The organism is Bradyrhizobium murdochi (genome assembly GCF_000472965.1).
In the GTDB taxonomy this organism is placed as follows: domain Bacteria; phylum Pseudomonadota; class Alphaproteobacteria; order Rhizobiales; family Xanthobacteraceae; genus Bradyrhizobium; species Bradyrhizobium murdochi.
The window spans coordinates 124,832-145,626 of record NZ_AXAU01000019.1; the positions used below are offsets into that span (position 1 = coordinate 124,832).

The window sequence follows — 20,795 nt, forward strand, 5'->3', positions numbered from 1 at the left end:
CGATCACCGCAGCTTCAGCGTGGAGAGGCCGGCGAGTGCCAGCATCACCGAGATGATCCAGAACCGGATCACGATCTGCGGCTCGGTCCAGCCCTTCTGCTCGAAATGGTGATGCAGCGGCGCCATCCGGAACACGCGTTTTCCGGTCAGCTTGAACGATGCCACCTGCACGATGACGGAGACGGCTTCCAGCACGAACAACCCGCCAATCACGGCGAGCACGATCTCGTGCTTCACCGCGACCGCGGTCGCGCCGAGCATGCCGCCGAGCGCGAGCGAGCCGGTGTCGCCCATGAAGATCGAGGCCGGTGGCGCGTTGAACCAGAGGAAGCCGAGGCCGGCGCCAAGCACCGCGCCGCACAGCACCGCGAGCTCGCCGGTGCCGGCGACGTAGCGGATCTGCAGATAATCGGAGAACACCGCATTGCCGGTCAGATACGAGATCATGCCGAAACTGGCGGCGGCGATCATGACGGGCACGATCGCAAGCCCGTCGAGACCGTCGGTCAGGTTCACCGCGTTGCCGGCGCCGACAATGACGAAGGCGCCGAAGATCACGAAGAACCAGCCGAAATTGATCGCGACGTCCTTCAGGAAGGGCACCGCGAGCGAGGTCGATGTCGCATCGCGGCCGAGCCGCACCAGCGCGTAGCAGGCCGCGAGCGCAATCACCGCTTCGATCAAAAGCCGCAGCTTGCCGGCAAAGCCGCTATGGCTCTGTTTGGTCACCTTCAGATAGTCGTCGTAAAATCCGACGAAGCCGAACCCGAGCGTCACCGCGAGCACGATCCAGACATAGGGGTTGAGCGGATTGGCCCACAACAGCGTCGCCACCACGAGGCCCGACAGGATCATCAGCCCGCCCATCGTCGGCGTGCCCTTCTTGGAGATCAGATGCGACTGCGGGCCGTCGGTGCGGATCGGCTGGCCCTTGCCCTGCCTGAGCCGCAAGTGATCAATGATCCAGGGCCCGAACAGGAAGACGAATAGCGCGCCCGTCACCATCGCCCCTCCGGTGCGAAAGGTGATGTAGCGAAACACGTTGAAGAAGCCGCGGAAGATGCCAAAACCGGGAACAGTATTGGAAAGCTCGATCAGCCAGTAAAACATTCAGGTAGGCCCTATCACGCGGCTTGGTTGCGCCGTCTTTGGCGGAAAGCGCTCCGGAAGCGCCTTGATAATCGTTTTCATCCTCAAACCAAGCAAATCTTGGTCAAGCATAAGGTATTGACGAATCGCCTCTCGCGGAAGCAACGGGCGCGCTAGTTTACGCCTTTGCCTGCAAGGCGGCCAGCAGCCTGGGCACAAACTTGTTCACCCAGAACATTTTTTTGCTGCCCTTGACCACCACGACGTCCCCGTCCCGCAGCAATGCGGCGATTTGTTGGGGATCGAGCGTCGCCGGGTCTTCATGCCAGCCGAGCGCCCGCTCCGCTGGCACGAGGTCGTACAGATGGCGCATCAGCGGGCCGACGCAGTAGATGCCATCGAGGCCCGGCAGGTCCTTCGCGAGTTTCTCGTGATAGGCCGGCGCATCGGCGCCCAATTCCAGCATGTCGCCGAGAATGGCGATGCGCCGGCCTGATTTCACCGGCCGCGCCTTCAGGCTGCCGAGCGCGGCCACCATGCTGGCCGGGTTGCCGTTGAAACTGTCGTCGATCACGGTCACGCCATGGGCCACCTGCTCCACGCCGCGGCCGGTCATGATGCCGACATCGCCAAGTTCCTTCGCCAGCGCCGCCGGATCGAGCCCTGCGGCATGGATCGACGCCAGCGCGGCCAACGCGTTCTGCAAACGATGCGGCGCACCGGGCGTCAGGCCGAATTCGATCCGGCTGCCGTTCACCTGCGCGGCGACGTTCCAGCTTTCGTCTTCCGGCGTATGCCTCAATGCGTGAATATCCGAACCTTCGCCGAAGCGAACGACCTTGCCGTTCCATTCCGGCGCCTCGACATCTTCAGGCAATACCAGCACGCCATCTTTCGGCAGGCCCTGCGCGATGCTCACCTTCTCACGCCGGATCGCCTCCAGGCTGCCGAGCTTTTCCAGATGCACCGGCTGCACGTTCACCACGAGCGCGACCGTCGGTTTTGTCAGCTCGCTCAGCCGCGCGATCTCGCCCGTTTGGTTCATGCCCATCTCGACGACCCACACGCTCGCTCGCGGGCCGGCGTTGCACAGCGTCAGCGGCACGCCCCAAAAATTGTTGAAACTGCTCGGGCTGGCATAGGCATTCGGATACGCGGCGAGGAACTCCTTGGTGCTGGTCTTGCCGGCGCTGCCGGTGAGCCCGATCACCGGCCCGGCAAAGCGTGCCCGCGCGGCGCGCGCCAGCGCCCAAAGGCCATCGATCAGCGTATCCTTGACGATCAACTGCGGAACGCGGACGCCGTCGATGGCGTGCGGGACGATCATCGCCACCGCGCCGGCCGCTTCGGCCTTATCGGCGAATTCCCAGCCGTCGCGGGCGCTGGCGAAACTGGAGATGAAGCCGCCGCTTGGCGTGCCGCTCAACGCCACGAACAGGCTTCCGGGCTTCACCAGCCGGCTGTCCTGCGTGACGAAATCAATCGGCGTGTCCGGATATTCACCCGACAGCCCCAGCGCGCGCGCAACCTCGGCAACCGTCCACAATGGTGTCGCGCTCATGCCATCCTCGCTGCGAGCGCGGCCGCCACCGCCTCATGATCGCTGAACGGCAAAACCTTATCGCCGACGATCTGGCCGGTCTCGTGCCCCTTGCCGGCGATCAGGAGCGCATCGCCAGGCTGCAGCGCCGCGATCCCTGCCCGGATCGCCTCCGCGCGATCGCCGATGTCGGTTGCACCTTTCGCCGCCGCCAGAATGGCGGCGCGGATCGCAGTCGGATTTTCGCTGCGCGGATTATCGTCGGTAACGATGACCTGATCGGCATTCTCGGCCGCGATCGCGCCCATGATGGGACGCTTGCCGGCATCGCGGTCGCCGCCGGCGCCGAAGATGACGACGAGCTTGCGCTTCGCATAAGGCCGCAGCGCCTGCAGCGCCTTGGCCAGCGCGTCCGGCTTGTGCGCGTAGTCGACGAAGATCGGTGCGCCATTGTGCTCGCCGACCCGCTCCAGCCGGCCCTTGGCGCCTTCGAGATGCTCGAGCGCGTCGAACACCGCGGCCGGCTCGCTGCCGGTGCCGATCGCGAGACCCGCGGCAACCAGTGCATTCTCGATCTGGAATTCGCCGACCAGCGGCAGCTTGACGATGTAGTTGCGCCCGCGATGCGTCAGCGCCAGATCTTGCGCGAATCCTTCGACGGTCGCACCAACAAGGCGGATCCCTTCGCCGGCGCCATCCACGCTGCCGCCGACGGCGATGATCCGCAAGCCCCGCGCCTGCGCCGCCTCGATCACTTGCTGCGAACAATCATGATCGGCCGAAATCACGGCCGCGCCATCCGGCACGACGAGATCGCGGAACAGTCGCAGCTTGGCAGCAAGGTAATGCGCCTCATCCGGATGGTAATCCATATGGTCGCGCGAAAGATTGGTGAAGCCGCCGGCGGCGATGCGCACGCCATCGAGCCGGAACTGGTCGAGCCCGTGCGAGGAGGCCTCGAAAGCCAGATGCGTCACGCCGTCGCCCGCGATCTCGTCGAGTTGCCTGTGCAGCGCGATCGGATCCGGCGTCGTCAGCGAGCCGTAGACCGTGCGCTTTTGCGACACCAGACCGATGGTGCCGATGCTGGCGGAGGCGTGGCCGAGCCGTTCCCAGATCTGGCGCGTGAACGCCGCGACCGAAGTCTTACCGCTGGTCCCCGTCACCGCCGCGATGGTCGCGGGCTGACGCGGATAAAATCTCGCCGCCGCCAACGCCAGCGCGCGGCGCGGGTTCGACGTGGCTACAAAGGGAACGCGGGCGTCCGAAGAGATGCGTTCGGCGGCGACCGCAACTGCGCCCGCCTTAACCGCGGAATCAATGAAGCGCGAGCCGTCGGTTTTGGTCCCCGCGAGCGCGAAGAACAGATCACCGGGCTTCACCGCGCGGCTGTCGACGCTAAGGCCTTTCACATCGACAGCTTCCGCCTGCGGCTCGATCGCAGCGTCATCGCTGAAGAGGTCGCGAAGTTTCATCTTGTTCCAGTCCGGCCCGGCGCAGTTTGGCGCGCGTGGATCATGATCCGATTTGGATCATGATCTATCTCTATTTTGGGAGCATGATCTCCGCGCAAACGCTTCGCGTTTGTCGCGAGGGAAAACCGGTCTCCACTTTTCCGGATCATGCTCCTCCTACGCCTTACTGGGTTGTCTTCGATGCTGCAAGAATAAGGCGGTCGGACGGCGGCAGGTCGAAGCGCGGCTCAATGCCCAGCAGCGGACCGATGCGGGCAATCACCTTGCCGCCGGTCGGCACTGCGTTCCAGCCCGACGTGATGAAGCCATGGGTTTCCGGCAGCGCCTTCGGCTCGTCCAGCATGACCAGCAACTGATACTGCGGATTATCGGCCGGGATGATCGCGGTGAAGGAATTGAGCACCTGCTTCTTGGAATAGCGGCCGTTGACCACCTTTTCCGAGGTGCCGGTCTTGCCGCCGATATAGTAGCCCTTCACGTCCGCCTTCTTGGCGGTTCCGATCTCGGCGTTCAGCCGCATCAGATAGCGCATCTTCTCGGAGGTTTCGGTTCGGAGCACCTTCTTCGCGATGGCCCGCGCCTCCTCTTCCGACCGCTTGAGGAAGGTCGGGGGAATCAGGAGACCGCCATTGATGCAGGCATTGATGCCCATCACCGCCTGCAGCGGCGCCACCGCGATGCCATGGCCGAACGAAGCCGTGATGGTGTTGAGCTCGGTCCAGCGCTTGGGCACAATCGGGGATGCGCTTTCCGGCAGCTCGGTGCGCAGCCGGTCCATCTGGCCGAGCTTTTTCAGGAATGCCTTGTGGGCTTCCACGCCTTGCGCCAGCGCGATCTTGGCCGCGCCGACGTTGGAGGAGAAGGTGAACACTTCCGACAGCGTGATCGCGCGGCCGACCGGATGGGTGTCGTGAATGGTGAACTTGCCGAACTTCAGCGTCCCGCGCCCGTCATAGAGCGTGTTGAGGTTGGCCTTGCCCGAATCCAGTGCCATCGCCAGCGTCAGCGCCTTGAAGGTCGAGCCCATTTCGAACACGCCCGTAGTCAGGCGATTGATGCGTTCGGGGTCGTGCGCCTCTTTCGGATTGTTCGGATCGAAATCCGGCAGCGACACCAGGGCCACGATCTCGCCGGTCCTGACATTGGAGACGAGGCCGGAAGCTGCCTTGGCCTTGTACTTCTCTTTCGCCTTCAACAATTCGTCGCGCAGCGCGTGCTCGACGCGCAGGTCGATCGACAGTTCCACCGGCTTTTGCAGCCGGTCGGTGGCGAAGCCGGCGCGGTGCAGATCGGCCAGACCGTTGTTGTCCAGCCACTTCTCCATCCCGGCGATGCCCGCGTTGTCGATGTTGACGAGGCCGATCAGATGCGCGACCGCAGCACCGGTCGGATAGACACGCTTGTTCTCGCGCAGGAAGCCGATGCCGGGAATGCCGAGCTTGTGAATGTCGTGCTGCTGTTTTGGCGTGATCTCGCGCTTCAGCCAGACAAATCCCTTGCGCGACGACAGGCGCGTGCGCGCCTCCGCGGTGTCGAGGTCCGGCAGCGCCGCCGTCAATAGTTCGATCGCCTCGTCCTTGTCGATGATGCGCCTGGGTTCGCCGAACAGGCTCGGCGCCTTGACGTCGGTCGCCAACACCTCGCCGTTACGATCGACGATATCGGGCCGCGCGGTTGCAATCGCGTCCTGCGAGGCGGCGCGGCGGCCGCCGTGGCTGTCGGCGCCGACGGCGAACATCACCAGACGTCCGGCCAGCACAGCATAAATTGCCGCAAACAGCAGGATCGCAAGGCCCACCCGCGCCCGCGCCTTGACGGCGCGGTCGACATTGCGCCCATAGAGCAGGCTGCGGATCAGCCGCCGCCGCCACGGTTCCGCGGGCCTCCTGGAGTTGGCAAGCGCGCGGCCGGTCATTGCTGATCTCCCGGTGCGGGCACGGAGCCGGTTGTGGATGGCGCTTCGGCTGCAGCCTCGATGGTGTTGATCATCGCGCCGATCGGATCGGGCGCACCCGGCCGCGCAAAAGCTGGCGGCCGTTCCGGCAAGCTCTTCAGTTGGTCATATTGCGTGGCGACCAGTGGCTTCAGGCTGAGATGGCGCTCGGCAAGTCCCTGCAGCCGCAGCGGCGCATCGAGCTTGGCCCATTCCGCGCGCAGCGCCGCAATCGCATCGCGCTGCTCGCGTATCTCGGCGTTGAGCCGCAGCACACGCTCGACCCGCGCGGTCGATTCCATCTTGATCCGGTAGACATAGGCGGCTGCGAACACCAGCGCGCCGATGACGAGGAAGTGGATGATCCGCATGATCAGCCTCCCCTCATCACGTCGGCAAGGGTCGGCCACGCCGGCAGGCGGCCTGCTGCATGCGCCGGCGCTGCGGTGCGCTCGGCAGCGCGCAGTTTCGCCGATCGCGCGCGCGGATTGGCGGCGAGCTCGGTTTCACCGGGGGTAACCGGACGCTTCGTCAGGATCTGAAAACTCGGCGCCGCCTGCGCCACTTCGGGCAAATGCCGCGAACCACCGCCAGCCTTGCCGCGCGCGTTGAGGAAATCCTTGACGATGCGGTCTTCCAGCGAATGGAACGAGACGACCACCAGCCGCCCGCCGGGCTTCAGTACGCGCTCCGCCGCTGCCAGCGCGAGATGCAGTTCGTCGAGTTCGGCGTTGACGAAGATCCGCAATGCCTGGAACGTACGCGTCGCCGGGTGAATCTCGTTGGGCTTTGAGCGCACCACCCTGCCGACGATATCGGCCAGTTGTTGGGTGGTCATAATCGGCGCCTCTTTCCGCGCCGCCACGACGGCGCGCGCGACGGCGCGGGAATGGCGCTCTTCGCCGAAGATATAGATGATGTTGGCAAGGTCGCTCTCGGAGGCCTTCGCCACCACATCGGCCGCCGTCGGCCCGTCGCGACCCATCCGCATGTCGAGCGGGCCGCCGAGCCGGAACGAGAAGCCGCGCTCGGCCTGATCGAGTTGCATCGAGGAAACCCCGACGTCCATCACGACGCCGTCCACCGCAGGCACACCTTGCGCCGCGCAGATTTCGGCAAGGTTGGAGAATCGGTCCTCGACCAGGGTCAGCCGACCGCCGGACTGCTCGACCAGGTCGAACCCGCCGGCAACCGCCGTCCGGTCGCGATCGATGCCGATGACCTGTGTTCCCGGGATGTCGAGAATCGCGCGGCTATAGCCGCCGGCGCCGAAGGTCGCGTCGACATAGACCCCGCCGTCCCTGGGATCGAGCATCTCGACCGCCTCGCGGCCGAGCACCGAGATGTGGGGCGGCGCAGCCGGGGTCATGCGTCGTCCTCTGGCGTTTTCCAGTTTGTGGTACGAAAACTGGACGCGAACGGGCCCATTGCGCCTCAAATCTCTGCGCTTCGCCGGGCTTTTCCGGCCAAATGGCCGCGAACAGGTGGGATTGCCGCCTCTCGCCCGGCCCCGCGACCCCTCATTTCCAGACGGAATTTGCTGGGTTGCCATGGCAATTTCGAGCGTGAAAGAGGGCCTCGGCCGTCCCCAACCCGGTTCGGCTATTCACCACTTAGTAACGGCACTTAGCGTTAAGAAAGCGTTGATGGTCGGCCGCGGGTTTTCCGCGCTTTCGAGATACCGAACAAGGGTGATGCGCCCCGCCCACACTCGGTCAAAATACGAGAGGGAACTCGGCCGCCGCATTGCGCGGGCACGCGGTAAATGAATAGTAAACGATATTGCCGTTCGAACACGATGTTGCCGCTCTGCCGCCCGGTTTGGGTTTAAAAAATGGCTTCTGGTTCGTTCACATCTGCTGGTATTGATTCGAGGCGTCAACGCGCCCTTCCCGTTCCCAGGGCCAACGCCGACATGAAGATATTTACCCCGGATTCCTCGATCGCATCCGACGTCATCCCGTCGCCGAACTATGGCGACCGCAACAACGGCCGCGTCGCCGATATGATCCTGCTGCACTACACCGGCATGCCGGATGTGGAAGGCGCGATCGCCCAGCTCTGCACCCCCGGCACCGACGTCTCCGCGCATTACATCGTGCTGGAGGACGGCCGCATCGTGCAGAGCGTGCCGGAAGCCAAGCGCGCCTGGCACGCCGGCGTATCCTCCTGGGCCGGCGAGGAAGACATCAATTCCTGCTCGATCGGCGTCGAGATCATCAATAGCGGCCACGACTGGGGCTATCCGGATTTCCCGTCGCGCCAGATCGCCGCCGTGATCGCGCTGTGCCGCGGCATCATGCTCCGCCGCAAGATACCGGCGCATCGCGTGCTCGCACATTCCGACGTAGCGCCGGCGCGCAAGAAGGATCCCGGCGAAAAATTCCCGTGGCACTTGCTGGCGAATTCCGGTGTCGGCCATTGGGTGCAGCCGGCGCCGATCGTGCGCGGCGAAACGCTCAAGCTCGGCAGCATATCAGACGGCGTCGCCAACATGCAGGCGGCGCTCGCCAAATACGGCTACAACATCCCGACCCACGGCAAGTTCGACGGTCCGACCATGCAAGTGGTCACCGCGTTCCAGCGCCACTTCCGCCCCGCGCGCGTCGACGGCATCGCCGATCACTCGACCATGAGTACGCTGCACGCGCTGTTGGCGAGCCTGCCGGCGGAGGCGATGACGACGGTGGCGGCGAGGTGATTGCACTCCCTCGCCCCGCTCTTGCGGGGTCGAGACGAGCGAAGCTCGCTCTTAGGCGGATCGGCCTCGGACGCGCTCGCTGACATTGGTCGCTCCTCGCCATTTGTCTTCGTATTGCTTCGTATTGCGCTCAGCTAAGTTCTTGGGCGAGTCCGATGAGAAGCCCTTCAGGCCCACGGATGTAGCAGAGGCGATACGCGTCTTTATACTGAACTACTTCGCCTACGAGCTGCGCGCCGCGCGTGCGGAGCCTTTCAAGCGTCTCGTCGATGTCGTCCACGGCGAACATGACGCGGAGGTAGCCCAGGGCGTTGACCGGAGCGTTCCGGTGATCTGCGACGACAGGCGGCGTGAGGAAGCAGGAGAGCTCGAGCCGGCTGTGGCCGTCCGGTGTACGCATCATGGCAATCTCGACGCGCTGATCGCCCAGACCAGTGACGCGCCCGGCCCATTCTCCTTCGATCGTAGCCCGCCCTTCGAGCTCGAGGCCGAGTTCGCGAAAGAAATCAATCGTCCCTCCGAGGTCTTCGACGACGATTCCTACGTTGTCCATCCGCTTGAGCGCCATGTTTCCAATCTCCAACTCACCCGAATTGCACCGGACGATGCTTCGCATCGCTGAGGCAATCCGATTTCTCCCCGCAAGAGCGGGGCGAGGTTAGTCCTAACCCATCTCTGCAATCCTTCGCGCATACAGTCTTCGCAACGGCTCCAACTGCGTCGCAGCCGTCGCCTCCTGATACGCCTCCCGCGCCGCGTCGTGCCGGCCGAGCCGGCGCAGCAAATCAGCGCGGACGGCCGGCAGCAGCTCATAACTCTTCAGCCCACCGCGCGCTTCCAGCGCATCGACCAGATCGAGCGCCCGCGCCGGCCCATCGACCATCGACACCGCAGCAGCGTGATTGAGTTCGATCACCGGCGACGGGCTGATCCGAAGCAGCACCTCGTAGAGCCCGGCGATCTGCCGCCAGTCGGTGTCTTCGTAACTGGGCGCGCGCGCATGCAGAGCGGCAATCGCCGCCTGCACCGCATAGGATTGCGGCCGGCCCGGCACCCTCAGTGCCTCCTCCACAAGAAGCAAGCCTTCCGCTATCTGTGCACGATCCCATAGCGTGCGGTCCTGTTCTTCCAGCAGCACGATGTCGCCGCCTGCGGTCTGGCGCCCGGCGCGCCGCGCATCATGCAGCAGCATCAGGGCGAGCAGGCCCTTGATCTCGCCGCGTCCGGGCATCAACCCATCGAGCAGCCGCGCCAGCCGGATCGCCTCGCGCGCGAGATCCGGCCGCATCAGGCCTTCCCCTGACGTGGCCGCGTATCCTTCGGTGAAGACGAGATAGACCACCGCGAGGACGCCGCGCAGCCGCGGATCCAGCGCCTCGCGCTCCGGCACCTCATAGGGAATGCCCGCAAGACGGATTTTTTGCTTGGCCCGCAGCAGGCGTTGCGCCATCGCATCTTCGCTGGCGAGAAAGGCGCGCGCGACCTGCGCCGTCGTGAGCCCGCATACCGTGCGCAGCGTCAGCGCGACCTGCGCCTCGGCGGCAAAGGAGGGGTGACAGCACGTGAAAATCAGCCGCAGCATGTCGTCGTCAAGCGCGCTGTCGGCGTCCTCGCATGGTTCGGACGCGTTGAGCAGCAGCTCATGCGTCAGCTCTTGCTGCTTGCCGCGAAATGCAATGTTGCGTCTGATGCGATCGACCGCCTTGTTGCGGCCGACATTGACCAGCCAGGCGCGTGGATTGGACGGCAGGCCCGCGGTCGGCCAGCGTTCCAGCGCCACCGCGAACGCATCCTGCAAGGCATCCTCGGCCAGATCGAAATCGCCGACGAGACGGATCAGCGTGGCCAGCGCCCGCCCCGTCTCGTCGCGGAATGTTTTTTCGATCTCGCGTGGTGTCATGCGATCTCAATGGTTGTCATTCCGGGGCGATGCCAAGCATCGAACTACGATGCGCAATTGCGCCTCGGAGAATCTCGAGCTTCCCCAATGTGCAATTGCACATTGGGGTTCGCGCTTTGCGCGCCCCGGAACGACGCCTAATCATAGACCATGATCGGCCTGACCTCGATCGAACCAACCCTGGCGGTGGGAATTCTGGCGGCAATGCCCAGCGCCTCATCGAGATCCTTGGCCTCGACCAGATAATAACCGCCGAGCTGCTCGCGCGTCTCCGCAAACGGACCGTCCGTCGTCAACATCTTGCCGTCGCGGACGCGCACGGTCGTGGCGGTCGTCGTCGCCTGCAGCGCGTCGCCGGCCTTGAAATTGCCGCTCTGGACGATGGATTGGGTGAATGCGCGGTACTCCGCCGTCAGCTTCTGGAGCTCGGAAGCGTCCATCTTTGCCTGCTCGGCTTCGTTTCGGTAGATCAACAACAGATACTGCATCTTTGAAACTCCTTTTGACCGGCTGGATCGCCGACACCCAGTCGGGTGGGCCCCCCGCAAAACGACATCGCCACGGAAATTTATTTTTGGCGGTAGGGCGGCCCCTTCCGGGAAGCTGGGATATAGGAAGCATGAACATTTGCCACCGGATATTCAGGACTTCCCGCCGGCCTCCGCAAGCTTCCGCCTCAGCTCCCTGACTTCCTCAAACCGTTTCGTCACGTCTCGCATGACCGCCACGGTGCCTGCGACCTCCTGCGACTCGTCTCGCAGCAGCACAATGGTGAACTCGACCGAGATCCGCCGACCATCCTTGGTCAACCCGGGCACGGACAACAGGTCGCCGTGGCCGTAGCGGCTCGTTCCCGTCGCCATCGTGTGTCGAAAGCCTTCCCAGTGCCGTGCGCGCAAATTCTCAGGGATAATCAGGTCGAGCGATTGGCCGATGGTCTCTCCAGCCGGAAATCCAAAGATCCGTTCGGCGCCGGGATTCCAGAACGTGATGCGGCCCTCGCGATCGGTCGCGATAATTGCGTCGGAGGCGCTGTGCAGCAGCGCTTCGCCAAGACCGGCAGGAATGTTCATCGCGCCTCCGCTACCGATCCTCAAAATCGATCAGTCAGCATCAAATGCCGCCATGCCGCTTCTGTCAAAATCGCGCATATGGAACCCGATTAACCATTGCTTTTCCTTGACGCGGCGCGCCGGAATCCCCATTCGTAAGGCATCAGTCGGCCGGACGGCCGCTCCCGCTACGGTCGAAAGGCTGCGGGGGAGGAAAGTCCGGGCTCCATCGACATGCGGTGCCGGATAACGTCCGGCGGGGGTAACCCTAGGGAAAGTGCCACAGAAAACGAACCGCCTTCCTTCGCCTTCGGGCTTCGGAGGGTAAGGGTGAAAAGGTGCGGTAAGAGCGCACCGCGTCTCCGGCAACGGAAACGGCATGGCAAACCCCACCGGGAGCAAAACCGAATAGGGACGGCAACGCGGGCTGTTCGCGAAAGCGATAACGCCGCAGGGCGATGTCAGGCTCGCCGTCCGGGTAGGTTGCTCGAGGCCATGTGCGAACATGGTCCCAGAGGAATGGCCGTCACGTATCATTCGAAAGAATGGTGCCCTACAGAACCCGGCTTACAGGCTGGCTGATATGTTATGAATGAGGGGGGCTCGGCGCGAACACGCCGGGCCCCTCGCCATTTTGTTTGACGTCGCGCAAAACAATCTCAATCGCGCCCCGCCTCCCCGATCGCCTGCGCCAGCCGCGCCGGGTTGCTGAAGAACATCTCATGACTGCCGTCGCATTCGACCAGCCGGAACAGGCCGAGCCGCTCCGACAAGCGCGGATGCCATGGCAGGCCGTGCGGCAGGGCAATGTCCTGCCTGCAATTGACATAGGACTTGCCGACCGGCAGCTCCGCCAGGGGACGCTTCAGCGCGATCTTGTCGGTGAACGTCTTATACGGATGCAGATTGAGTTTGGCGTAGGCGGATTTCGCCAGTTCGAGATCGGCGTCGTTGATGAAGGCATCGCGCCAGATTTCGAACGGCAGCATCACCGCGTTGTTGTTGGCAGCGGCCACGGCATCGAACAGGCCGACATAGTGCGGCGGCACCATGTCGTTGAGGCACTGCCCATCCAGCGGGACAAAGGCGTTGACGTAGATAAGGCGTTTGATCCTGTCAGTTAGACGGTCGGCAACGCCGGAGATCACCATCCCGCCGTAGGAGTGGCCGACCAGCCTGATATCGCGGAGATTGTTCGCCTCGATGTAAGCGACGACGGACGAGATCGCCTGCTCGAGTCCTGTTTTCTCGCGATCGTCATCCTTGTCGTTGCCGGCGACCGTCGGGCAATGCACGACGTGGCCGCTCTTGCGAAGATGTCCGGCCACCGCTTCCATCTCGGCGCCGGTATGCCACGCGCCGTGAACAAGAACATAGATGTCTGACATTCCGTTTCCCCCTGATTTTCTGGAAATCAGACATTGATAGGGACGGCTATTCCCGGATGGCCGGATTCGGCCACCGTTATCGCCTGATTGCGCCAGGCTCCTAGCGCTGCTGCCGGAAGGCGCCTGGCGTCATGCCGAGGTATCTGCGGCATTGGCGGATGAAGTGGGACGGATCGGAAAAGCCGACCCGCAGCCCGATTCCGCCGACGCTGATGCGATCGAAGCGCTGCTCGCTCAGCATCCTGCGCGCCGCCGTCATGCGGCAATCGTTGAGCAGTCCGCTGAACGTCAGGCCGGCTCTGTTGAGACAGCGATGCAGGGTTCGTTCCGAGACACGCAGATGTGCGGCGATGGTCGCAGCCGTCAAACCGGGTTCGGCGTAGCGCAGCCGGATGGCCCGGCCGATCTGGTCCAACAGCTTCGCCGCATCGCGCTGCTCGGAGGGAGCGGCCGGAATCTCGCTTCCGAACGCGAGCGCCAGCAGCGATCCGAGCTGGTCGGTCAGAACCTGTGCAGGAAGGGGCCGCTCGATCGCCAGTTGCGGCGTCAACTGGCAAGCAAACGCGCTGAGCGCCGCGCCCCAGCCCGCGCGCCCATCGATACGATGCCCGATGCGCTGCTCCGGATCGGTGATCCAGGATTCGACCCACGCGATCGGCAGCTCCAGCGAAAGCGTGTTCGAGGTCAGCGGAAAGTTGAACTCATAGCAGCGCCGGGAGTCCAGCAGCACGAGATCACCGGGCTGCAGGCGCGACGCGTGGCCGTTCTGCATGGCGGTCCAGTCATTGTCGGTCTTGCACAGCAGGTAATAGTAGTTCGATGCACTGCGCGCGAGGCTGGCTTTCCTGCGGTAGACGTGCTGCGCCGAGCCCTCGACGCGGTTGATGCCGATCGTGTCGAGTTGCCCGCGCTGAACGGAGCAGTCGAAGCCCGACCGCACCGGCGTCGTGATATCCATTTCGAGAAAACATTCGCAGACGGCGCCGATCCAATAGTCCAGGCGCCGTTCCGGCTCGACCAGGCCGGTTGACCACGTCTCGATGACTGAAGTCGTTCTGGCCGCCATGGCCTGCCCTCCGCGATCGATGTCGACCACCGGTTTGCCAGCTTGTTGGGCGCGTGGCGGAGAGTCAATCCGCCTGCGACATCTCGTAGATGGGGATAACGGGCCTACGCCACGATCTTCTGCAGCAGCGCCATCAATGCCTCCGGCGCGGTGACATTCGGCGCATGGCTGGCGTCGATCTCGTAGTAGCTCCAGGCGGGATCGCCCTTTGTCATTTTGGCGAACGGTCCGAACGTATCGGCCGGCGTGATGCGGGTGGCGTAGATGTAGCTGCGTGGCAGCGTCAGCGCGCCGCCCTGCAGCTTGAGCCTGGTCTCGAAACACTTGATCGGCATGTCGACGCGACGCGCGTTGAGCCATTCGACGTCGGCGGGCGACGTATCTGGCGGCGTCGGGTTTGGCGGCACGCGCCAGCCGTCACCGCTCCTCGAAAGCTCCTGCATCCGCGCCCGTCCCGCCTCGTTCAAATCGAGCAGCGATTGGCCGTCCTGCGGCACGAAAGCGTCGATATAAATGAGCTGCTTGACCTTGTCGCGCGCCCGGTCGGCGACGCCGGTCGCGACCATGCCGCCGTAGCTGTGGCCGATCAGCACGAAGTCGCGCAGGTCTTCATACTTAATGACGGCAAGTACGTCTTCGATATGCGAATTAAGATCGATGCCTGGATGCGCCAGATGCGCGCGCTCGCCGAGACCGCTGTAGGTTGGCGTGATCAGGCGATGCCCGGCGGTCTGCATCAGCGGATGCATCTTCTTCCAGGCCCAACCCGCGGACCACGCGCCGTGACAAACGAGAAAGGTTTTCGAGGCAGTTGCATTCATCGGGCCGTTTCCACCGGGTTATTGTTGAAGGCTTCGATTGCGATAGTACCTGCCCGGTCCCTCGTGTAAACGTCGGCACCACGTCGGCGCTACATTCGACGTCATTCCGGGGCGCATCGAAAGATGCGAACCCGGAATCTCGAGATTCCGGGTTCGATGCTGCGCATCGCCCCGGAATGACAGGGGAATATAATGACGGGGGAAGAAAAGAGTGGAATTAGCCACCTACGCCATCCTGCTTGCCGGCGCGCTCGCCGGCGGTTTTGTCTCCGGACTTTCCGGTTTCGGCACGGCGCTGATGGCGCTCGGGATCTGGCTTTACATCTTGCCGCCGGCCATTGCCGTGCCGCTGGTCCTGATCTGCTCGGTGAGCTCGCAGATCTCGACATTGCCGTCGATGTGGAAAGTTCTCGACTTCAAGCTGGCGTGGCCGTTCGTCGCCGGCGGTCTTGTCGGCATGCCGATCGGGGCGCTGCTGGTCGCGCGCGCCGACCCGCAAAACTTCAAGCTCAGCGTCGGCGTGATGCTGCTGGTATTTCCCACCGCACTCTATTTCATCCGCAAGCCGATGGCCTTCTGCTTCGGCGGCCGGGTAGCAGACGCAGCCATCGGATTTGCCGGCGGCATCCTCGGCGGCCTTGCCGGCCTGTCGGGCCCGCTGCCGACCTTGTGGGCCAGCATCCGCGGCTGGACCAAGGACCAGCGCCGCGGCGTTTTCCAGATCTTCAACGGCAGCGTGCTCGGTGCCGCGCTCATCCTGCAGATCGCCAGCGGCTTCGTTGAATTCGACGTGTTCTGGCTGGCGATGCTGGCGCTGCCCGGCACGCTGGTCGGCGCCCGTCTGGGCATGCGCACCTATCACGCCCTCAATGATCGAAACTTCTACGACGTCGTGCTGGCTCTGCTGTTTTTGTCCGGGGTCGGATTGGTGTGGAGCAGCATTGCTCCGAGATAGGCGTGCATAGCCGCCATGTGCTCCGAGTAGATTGCTGTACGCTGACCTGCAAAGCGGCTAACCAATCGCGTCATGAGCTCCCCTGCTTCGCGCGAGCGCCTCGGCCTGTTGCTGGGCTTCATCGGCATGGCGATCTTCGGCGGCACGCTGCCGGCGACGCGGATTGCGGTTGCCGAAATTGATCCGATTGCACTGACCGCGCTGCGCACCGCGATCGCCGGGCTGTGCTCGCTGGCGCTCCTTCTCGTGTTGCGCCGACCGCTGCCGCCCCGCCCACTGTGGCTGCAACTGATCATTGCGATGCTTTGCGTCGCGATCCTGTTTCCGCTGTTGATGTCGATGGGCATGCAGAGGGTCGACGCCTCGCATGGCGGCGTGGTGCTGGGCGTGCTGCCGATCGCCACCGCGCTGGTTGCCGTCGCCATCACTCATGAGCGGCCGCGGTCGCTGTTCTGGATCGCCTCCGTGGCCGGCGCCGCGCTGGTGATCGCATTCGCATTGCGGCTAGGCGGCGGCGCGCTTGTCGCCGGTGATTTATTCCTGTTCGCATCGGTCGCCGTCGCCGCGATCGGCTACGCATTCTCCGGCCGGCTCACCTCGCAAATGCCCGGCTGGGAGGTCATAAGCTGGATTCTGGTGATTGCGCTGCCGCTGTCGATCCCGGCAGCCGTGCTGACCATGCCCGCCGATATCACCCACATCGCGCTGAAACCCTGGCTCGGGCTACTCTACGTCGCATTGTTCTCGCAATGGATCGGCTTCTTCGCGTGGAATGCGGGACTAGCGATGGGCGGCATCGCGCGGGTTTCGCAGATCCAGTTGCTGCAACCCTTCATCACCTTTGCGCTCGCGGCGTTCTTCAACGACGAGACCATCACGCTGCAGATCCTGCTGTTCGCTGCCGCCGTCGTGGTGACGGTGGCCATTTCGACGCGCACGCGGGCTAGGCCTGCGCCCTCACTGCCGCAGCGAGATCGCGAGCCGCCTCAGCTCGCGGCGTCCTGATCGGTCAGGACCTGATTATCCGCAATCAGTTCGGTCCCGGCCGCGTCGCGCGAGCCCCTCTCGATGCCGGAAAACATATTCCGACATCGATCGGGTTCGCAACAATACGGCTCTCACTCCGCCGCCGAAATGCGGCTGAACTCGGTGGCCTGCAGCTCGAACAGCCCGCGATAGATGCCGCCGGGCCGCGCCGTCAGCGCCGCATGCGTGCCCTGCTCGACGATCTCGCCGCGGTCGAACACCAGGATGCGGTCGAGGCTGCGCACCGTCGACAGCCGGTGCGCGATCACGATCGAGGTGCGCCCCTTCATCAGCCGCTCCATCGCCTGCTGGATCAGGCCCTCTGACTCTGAATCGAGGCTGGAGGTTGCCTCGTCCAGGATCAGCACCGGCGCGTCCGCCAGGAACGCGCGTGCCAGCGCGACACGCTGCCGCTCGCCACCCGACAGCTTGACGCCGCGCTCGCCGACCAGCGTGCCGTAGCCCTTCGGCAGCCGCAGGATGAAGTCATGCGCGTTGGCAAGCCGCGCCGCCTGCTCGATCGCCGCCATGCTGGCGCCCGGCCGGCCATAGGCGATGTTCTCGGCCAGCGTACGGTGAAACAGAATCGGTTCCTGCTGCACGATCGCGATCTGGCTGCGCAACGATTGCTGCGTGGCTTTCGCGACATCCTGACCGTCGATCAGGATTTTCCCGCCGCCGATATCGTAGAGCCGTTGCACCAGCTTGACGAAAGTGGTCTTGCCGGAGCCGGAGCGGCCGACCAGGCCGACCCGTTCACCGGCGCGGATCTCGACCGACAGTCCGTCATACAGCGGCGCGCGGTGACCGCCGTAATGGAACGTCACGTCGTCGAACACGATGCGGCCGCCCTGGATGTCGATCGGCTTGGCATCCGGCGCATCGGCAATGCCGATCGGCTCGTCGTGAATCGCGACCAGCTCCTCCATGTCGTTGACCGAGCGCTGCAGGTTGTTGATGTGCATGCCGACGTCACGCAGATAAGCATGAATGATGTAGTAGCTGGTCAGCACGTAGGTGACGTCGCCCGGCGTGGCGCGGCCGGCGATCCACAACAGGATCGCCCCGCCGATCACCGAGCCGCGAAAGCACAACAGCACCGCAAGTTGCGCCGTCGAGGTGTAGTTATAGCGGTACCACGTCCGACGCACGCGGGTGCGCCAGCGTCCGACGACGCCGGCCAGCCGCGCATCCTCGCGCGCTTCCGCGCCGAAGGACTTTACCACCGCGTTGCAGGTCAAGGCATCCGCCAGCGTGCCGCCGACCTTGGTGTCCCAGGCGTTGGAGACGCGCGCAGCCGGTGCGATGTAGTTCACCGAGAACGCCATCGTCATCGAGACATAGATCACGGTGCCGACCGCGATGACCGCACCTAACACCGGCCAGTGCAGCCCGAGCAGGATCATCGAGCCGACCAGCACCAATAGCGACGGCAGTAGCGCCATCAAGATAGTGTCGTTGAGCAGGTCGAGCGCCCACATGCCGCGCGTGATCTTGCGCACGGTCGAGCCGGCAAACGAGTTGGCGTGCCAGTCGGTCGAGAAGCGCTGCACGCGCGCGAAAGCGTCGCGCGACACGTCTGACATGGTCGTGAGCGTGAACGGCACGATCGCCTGCAGGCCGGTCAGGCGCAGGATCATCGATATGAGGCCGAGCGCGACGATCCCGCCGAAGGCTGTAAACGCAGCCTGTCGCGCGCCTGGATCGGAGGTGCCCAGCGTCAGCGCATCGACCAGCCGGCCGGAGAAGATCGGCATGAACAGGTCGGCCGCGGTTGCTCCCAGCAGGCCGCCGGTTACGACGGCAACGCGGCCGGGCTGTTGCAGCCAGTGGCGGAACACGAACGGGATCACCACGCGTATCGCCGCGGGACGTTTGTCTCTTTGAACGGTCATGGCGTCATCCGGCTGCGCGAAAGGCGCAAACCGGCTCCATCTGGGTTTGACGCGCGGGCAGCCTCGGGCCGAACGCATGCGTCGTTGAAAACTGTCGTTAAGTCGTTGGGAAGTTTGGAAAGATCGGGGTCAGGCCCGATCAGGGCCGGCGGAGATCGCGCTCAGCGACGCGACCGAAAAACCAGCACCAGCGTCGGACGCGAGGGCGCGATCTGCGAATACATCGAAATCATGCAAATCTCCCCGGTTCGAGCGACAATGCGCAGCTTATAAATGCATCGCGGGTGATTTGCAACATGACAAGGACGTGAACAGCGTTGTCACGCCGCTTTTAATGCGCGTCGCCGCCGAGCGCCGCTGCTGAAGGCTTTTCCAGAACCATCACCAGCAGGCTCAGGGCGAAATAGAACACGGCCAGCATGAAGAAGGCGTCGCCATAGCCCATCACGACGGCCTGGCGGTGCACGATCTGCGACAATTGCTTCATCGCCATCAGCGCGGCGTCACCCATGCCCTGCATGCGCTGGGTGAACATGTTGAGGGTATCGACCGCAGCGGCGTTGCCCCAGGTGACGCGGTCGTGCAGGCGCGAGATATGCAGGTCGGTGCGTTCGTTCAGCACCTGGTTGATGACGGCCAAGCCCACCGCGCCGCCGAGATTGCGCGTCAGGTTGAACAGGCCCGAGGCGTTCTTCACCCGCTCCGGCGCCAGCGTGCCGAGCGCGATCGTGTTGGTCGGCACTATCACCAGCATCAAGCCGGCTCCGCGCAAAATCTGCGGCAGCAGCAATTCGTAGAAATCATACTCTTTCGTCATCCAGGTCATCTGGTACGAGCCGAGCGCGAACAGCACCAGACCGATCGCGATCAGGTAGCGCACGTCGTATTTCGCCATCAGCCGCCCCACGATCGGGGCGGTGAGGAACATGGCGATACCAGAGACGAACATGGTCTCACCGATCATCATCGGGCTATAGCCGCGCACTTCGGCGAGGTAACGCGGATACATGTAGGTGAGGCCGTAAAGGCCGACGCCGACGCAGAACGAGATCAGGCAGCAGAGGCTGAAATTGCGGTCGGTGAAGGTCCTGAGGTCGACGATCGGCTCTCGCACGCTGAGCACGCGCCAGAAGAAGGCGATCGCCGAGATCGCGCAGATCGCGGCGCAGACCGCGACCGACGTGTCTTCCAGCCATTGCGACTGCGGCCCCTCTTCCAGCACATATTCGAGCGTGCCGAGGAAGCCGGCCATGAACAATAGGCCCCACCAGTCGAAATGCTCGAGCAGCGCGAAGTTCGGCTTGTCGAAATCGCACAGCACCCACACGCCGATGGTGATGCCGATGCCGGGAACGATGTTGATGAAGAACAGCCAGTGCCACGACATCGTGTCTGTAATGAAACCGCCGACCGTCGGCCCGATCGTCGGCGCCAGTGTCGCGACCAGGCCGATGATCGGAGCGACGATATGGATTTTCGAACGCGGAAACACCGTATAGGCGGATGCGAACACGGTCGGGATCATGCCCGCGCCCAAAAATCCCTGGATCGCGCGCCACACGATCATCTGCTCGATGGTCGAGGCAAATCCGCAAAAGAAGCTCGCGACGGTGAAGCCGGAGGCGGAAATCGCAAACAGCAGACGCGTGCCGAACGCGCGCGACAGGAAGCCGGAGAGCGGGATCGCAATCACCTCGGCGATCAGGTACGAGGTCTGCACCCATGACACTTCGCTGGAACTGGCAGAAAGTCCTGCCTGAATCTGCTGTAGCGACGCCGAGACGACCTGGATGTCCAGGATCGACATGAACATCCCGAACACCATGATGAGAAACGCAAACAGCCGCCGCGGCGGGATGCGCTCGTCGGCCGCTGCGTTCATCAGCGAAGGCGATGCGGTGGTGGCGTCGGCCATGGTCAGCTCGGCACAGGCGCCGGGCTTTCGCCCGGAGGG

18 protein-coding genes and 1 other RNA gene are annotated in these 20,795 nt (G+C 63.9%); 4 read left to right on the forward strand and 15 right to left on the reverse strand.

The genetic code is table 11. The annotated features are described in order from the left end of the window. Positions 1-3: 3 nt before the first annotated feature. From mraY to rsmH, 6 genes are all read right to left on the reverse strand, one after another. Positions 4-1,110, reverse strand: coding sequence for a phospho-N-acetylmuramoyl-pentapeptide-transferase (gene mraY / locus YUO_RS0128790; protein ID WP_028350379.1), 1,107 nt, complete (start codon positions 1,108-1,110; stop codon positions 4-6). 157 nt (positions 1,111-1,267) lie between these two features. Then, positions 1,268-2,650 (reverse strand): UDP-N-acetylmuramoyl-tripeptide--D-alanyl-D-alanine ligase, encoded by a 1,383-nt coding sequence (locus YUO_RS0128795; RefSeq protein ID WP_028350380.1) that lies wholly within the window; start codon positions 2,648-2,650, stop codon positions 1,268-1,270. Continuing rightward, entirely contained in the window at positions 2,647-4,104 is a 1,458-nt protein-coding gene (locus tag YUO_RS0128800; protein WP_028350381.1) for a UDP-N-acetylmuramoyl-L-alanyl-D-glutamate--2,6-diaminopimelate ligase, read from the reverse strand. Before YUO_RS0128800 ends, YUO_RS0128795 begins: the two co-directional genes overlap by 4 nt. Positions 4,105-4,267: 163 nt before the next feature. Then, complete coding sequence (locus tag YUO_RS0128805) at positions 4,268-6,019, reverse strand: peptidoglycan D,D-transpeptidase FtsI family protein (protein WP_028350382.1); 1,752 nt, start codon at positions 6,017-6,019, stop codon at positions 4,268-4,270. Then, positions 6,016-6,408 (reverse strand): cell division protein FtsL, encoded by a 393-nt coding sequence (gene ftsL / locus YUO_RS0128810; RefSeq protein ID WP_028350383.1) that lies wholly within the window; start codon positions 6,406-6,408, stop codon positions 6,016-6,018. Before ftsL ends, YUO_RS0128805 begins: the two co-directional genes overlap by 4 nt. Before the next feature lie 2 nt (positions 6,409-6,410). Beyond that, the gene (gene rsmH / locus YUO_RS0128815; protein WP_028350384.1) at positions 6,411-7,406 is read right to left on the reverse strand and encodes a 16S rRNA (cytosine(1402)-N(4))-methyltransferase RsmH; all 996 of its coding nucleotides are present in this window, start codon (positions 7,404-7,406) and stop codon (positions 6,411-6,413) included. 465 nt (positions 7,407-7,871) lie between these two features. Here rsmH and YUO_RS0128820 point away from each other — a divergent pair, with 465 nt between their 5' ends. After that, positions 7,872-8,738, forward strand: a complete 867-nt coding sequence (locus YUO_RS0128820) for an N-acetylmuramoyl-L-alanine amidase (protein ID WP_083754755.1) — start codon at positions 7,872-7,874, stop codon at positions 8,736-8,738. A gap of 130 nt (positions 8,739-8,868) precedes the next feature. Here YUO_RS0128820 and YUO_RS0128825 read toward each other — a convergent pair whose 3' ends face one another. The 4 genes from YUO_RS0128825 to YUO_RS0128840 all read right to left on the reverse strand — a co-directional run bounded on the left by YUO_RS0128825 (position 8,869) and on the right by YUO_RS0128840 (position 11,711). Then, a complete protein-coding gene (locus tag YUO_RS0128825) occupies positions 8,869-9,306 on the reverse strand; it encodes a VOC family protein (protein ID WP_028350386.1) in 438 nt (145 codons plus the stop codon). 96 nt (positions 9,307-9,402) lie between these two features. Further along, positions 9,403-10,638 carry an RNA polymerase sigma factor gene (locus YUO_RS0128830; protein ID WP_028350387.1) on the reverse strand — a complete coding sequence of 412 codons (1,236 nt, stop codon included), beginning with the start codon at positions 10,636-10,638 and terminating at the stop codon, positions 9,403-9,405. 137 nt (positions 10,639-10,775) lie between these two features. Then, positions 10,776-11,126: a YciI family protein gene (locus YUO_RS0128835; protein WP_028350388.1), complete on the reverse strand. Its 351-nt coding sequence runs from the start codon at positions 11,124-11,126 to the stop codon at positions 10,776-10,778. Between the two features lie 153 nt (positions 11,127-11,279). After that, complete coding sequence (locus YUO_RS0128840) at positions 11,280-11,711, reverse strand: PAS domain S-box protein (protein ID WP_028350389.1); 432 nt, start codon at positions 11,709-11,711, stop codon at positions 11,280-11,282. A 142-nt stretch (positions 11,712-11,853) separates the two neighbouring features. Here YUO_RS0128840 and rnpB point away from each other — a divergent pair. Beyond that, positions 11,854-12,276, forward strand: an RNA gene (gene rnpB / locus YUO_RS44000) — RNase P RNA component class A. Between the two features lie 73 nt (positions 12,277-12,349). Here rnpB and YUO_RS0128845 read toward each other — a convergent pair. The 3 genes from YUO_RS0128845 to YUO_RS0128855 form a co-directional block, all read right to left on the reverse strand. Further along, entirely contained in the window at positions 12,350-13,078 is a 729-nt protein-coding gene (locus tag YUO_RS0128845) for an alpha/beta hydrolase (RefSeq protein WP_028350390.1), read from the reverse strand. A gap of 100 nt (positions 13,079-13,178) precedes the next feature. Beyond that, on the reverse strand, positions 13,179-14,144 hold the full coding sequence (locus YUO_RS0128850; protein ID WP_028350391.1) for a helix-turn-helix transcriptional regulator: 966 nt from the start codon (positions 14,142-14,144) through the stop codon (positions 13,179-13,181). 104 nt (positions 14,145-14,248) lie between these two features. Beyond that, complete coding sequence (locus YUO_RS0128855) at positions 14,249-14,965, reverse strand: alpha/beta fold hydrolase (RefSeq protein WP_028350392.1); 717 nt, start codon at positions 14,963-14,965, stop codon at positions 14,249-14,251. Positions 14,966-15,176: 211 nt separating this feature from the next. Between YUO_RS0128855 and YUO_RS0128860 the strand changes: the two genes are divergently transcribed. Next, positions 15,177-15,920: a sulfite exporter TauE/SafE family protein gene (locus YUO_RS0128860; RefSeq protein WP_028350393.1), complete on the forward strand. Its 744-nt coding sequence runs from the start codon at positions 15,177-15,179 to the stop codon at positions 15,918-15,920. A 72-nt stretch (positions 15,921-15,992) separates the two neighbouring features. Next, positions 15,993-16,925, forward strand: a complete 933-nt coding sequence (locus YUO_RS42000; protein WP_051379695.1) for a DMT family transporter — start codon at positions 15,993-15,995, stop codon at positions 16,923-16,925. Positions 16,926-17,038: 113 nt separating this feature from the next. Here YUO_RS42000 and YUO_RS0128875 read toward each other — a convergent pair whose 3' ends face one another. Further along, positions 17,039-18,841, reverse strand: a complete 1,803-nt coding sequence (locus YUO_RS0128875; RefSeq protein WP_028350394.1) for an ABC transporter ATP-binding protein — start codon at positions 18,839-18,841, stop codon at positions 17,039-17,041. A 331-nt stretch (positions 18,842-19,172) separates the two neighbouring features. Then, a complete protein-coding gene (locus tag YUO_RS0128880) occupies positions 19,173-20,756 on the reverse strand; it encodes a DHA2 family efflux MFS transporter permease subunit (protein WP_028350395.1) in 1,584 nt (527 codons plus the stop codon). Positions 20,757-20,795: the final 39 nt, after the last annotated feature.

Excerpts from the sequence above, each read along its gene's own strand:
- YUO_RS0128850 (WP_028350391.1), bottom strand. The coding sequence starts at position 14,144 with ATGGCGGCCAGAACGACTTCAGTCATCGAGACGTGGTCAACCGGCCTG.
- YUO_RS0128845 (WP_028350390.1), bottom strand. The coding sequence starts at position 13,078 with ATGTCAGACATCTATGTTCTTGTTCACGGCGCGTGGCATACCGGCGCC.
- YUO_RS0128875 (WP_028350394.1), bottom strand. The coding sequence starts at position 18,841 with ATGACCGTTCAAAGAGACAAACGTCCCGCGGCGATACGCGTGGTGATC.
- YUO_RS0128830 (WP_028350387.1), bottom strand. The coding sequence starts at position 10,638 with ATGACACCACGCGAGATCGAAAAAACATTCCGCGACGAGACGGGGCGG.
- YUO_RS0128825 (WP_028350386.1), bottom strand. The coding sequence starts at position 9,306 with ATGGCGCTCAAGCGGATGGACAACGTAGGAATCGTCGTCGAAGACCTC.
- YUO_RS0128840 (WP_028350389.1), bottom strand. The coding sequence starts at position 11,711 with ATGAACATTCCTGCCGGTCTTGGCGAAGCGCTGCTGCACAGCGCCTCC.
- YUO_RS0128835 (WP_028350388.1), bottom strand. The coding sequence starts at position 11,126 with ATGCAGTATCTGTTGTTGATCTACCGAAACGAAGCCGAGCAGGCAAAG.
- YUO_RS0128880 (WP_028350395.1), bottom strand. The coding sequence starts at position 20,756 with ATGGCCGACGCCACCACCGCATCGCCTTCGCTGATGAACGCAGCGGCC.
- YUO_RS42000 (WP_051379695.1), top strand. The coding sequence starts at position 15,993 with ATGAGCTCCCCTGCTTCGCGCGAGCGCCTCGGCCTGTTGCTGGGCTTC.
- rsmH (WP_028350384.1), bottom strand. The coding sequence starts at position 7,406 with ATGACCCCGGCTGCGCCGCCCCACATCTCGGTGCTCGGCCGCGAGGCG.
- YUO_RS0128795 (WP_028350380.1), bottom strand. The coding sequence starts at position 2,650 with ATGAGCGCGACACCATTGTGGACGGTTGCCGAGGTTGCGCGCGCGCTG.
- YUO_RS0128805 (WP_028350382.1), bottom strand. The coding sequence starts at position 6,019 with ATGACCGGCCGCGCGCTTGCCAACTCCAGGAGGCCCGCGGAACCGTGG.
- YUO_RS0128820 (WP_083754755.1), top strand. The coding sequence starts at position 7,872 with ATGGCTTCTGGTTCGTTCACATCTGCTGGTATTGATTCGAGGCGTCAA.
- ftsL (WP_028350383.1), bottom strand. The coding sequence starts at position 6,408 with ATGCGGATCATCCACTTCCTCGTCATCGGCGCGCTGGTGTTCGCAGCC.
- mraY (WP_028350379.1), bottom strand. The coding sequence starts at position 1,110 with ATGTTTTACTGGCTGATCGAGCTTTCCAATACTGTTCCCGGTTTTGGC.
- YUO_RS0128855 (WP_028350392.1), bottom strand. The coding sequence starts at position 14,965 with ATGAATGCAACTGCCTCGAAAACCTTTCTCGTTTGTCACGGCGCGTGG.
- YUO_RS0128800 (WP_028350381.1), bottom strand. The coding sequence starts at position 4,104 with ATGAAACTTCGCGACCTCTTCAGCGATGACGCTGCGATCGAGCCGCAG.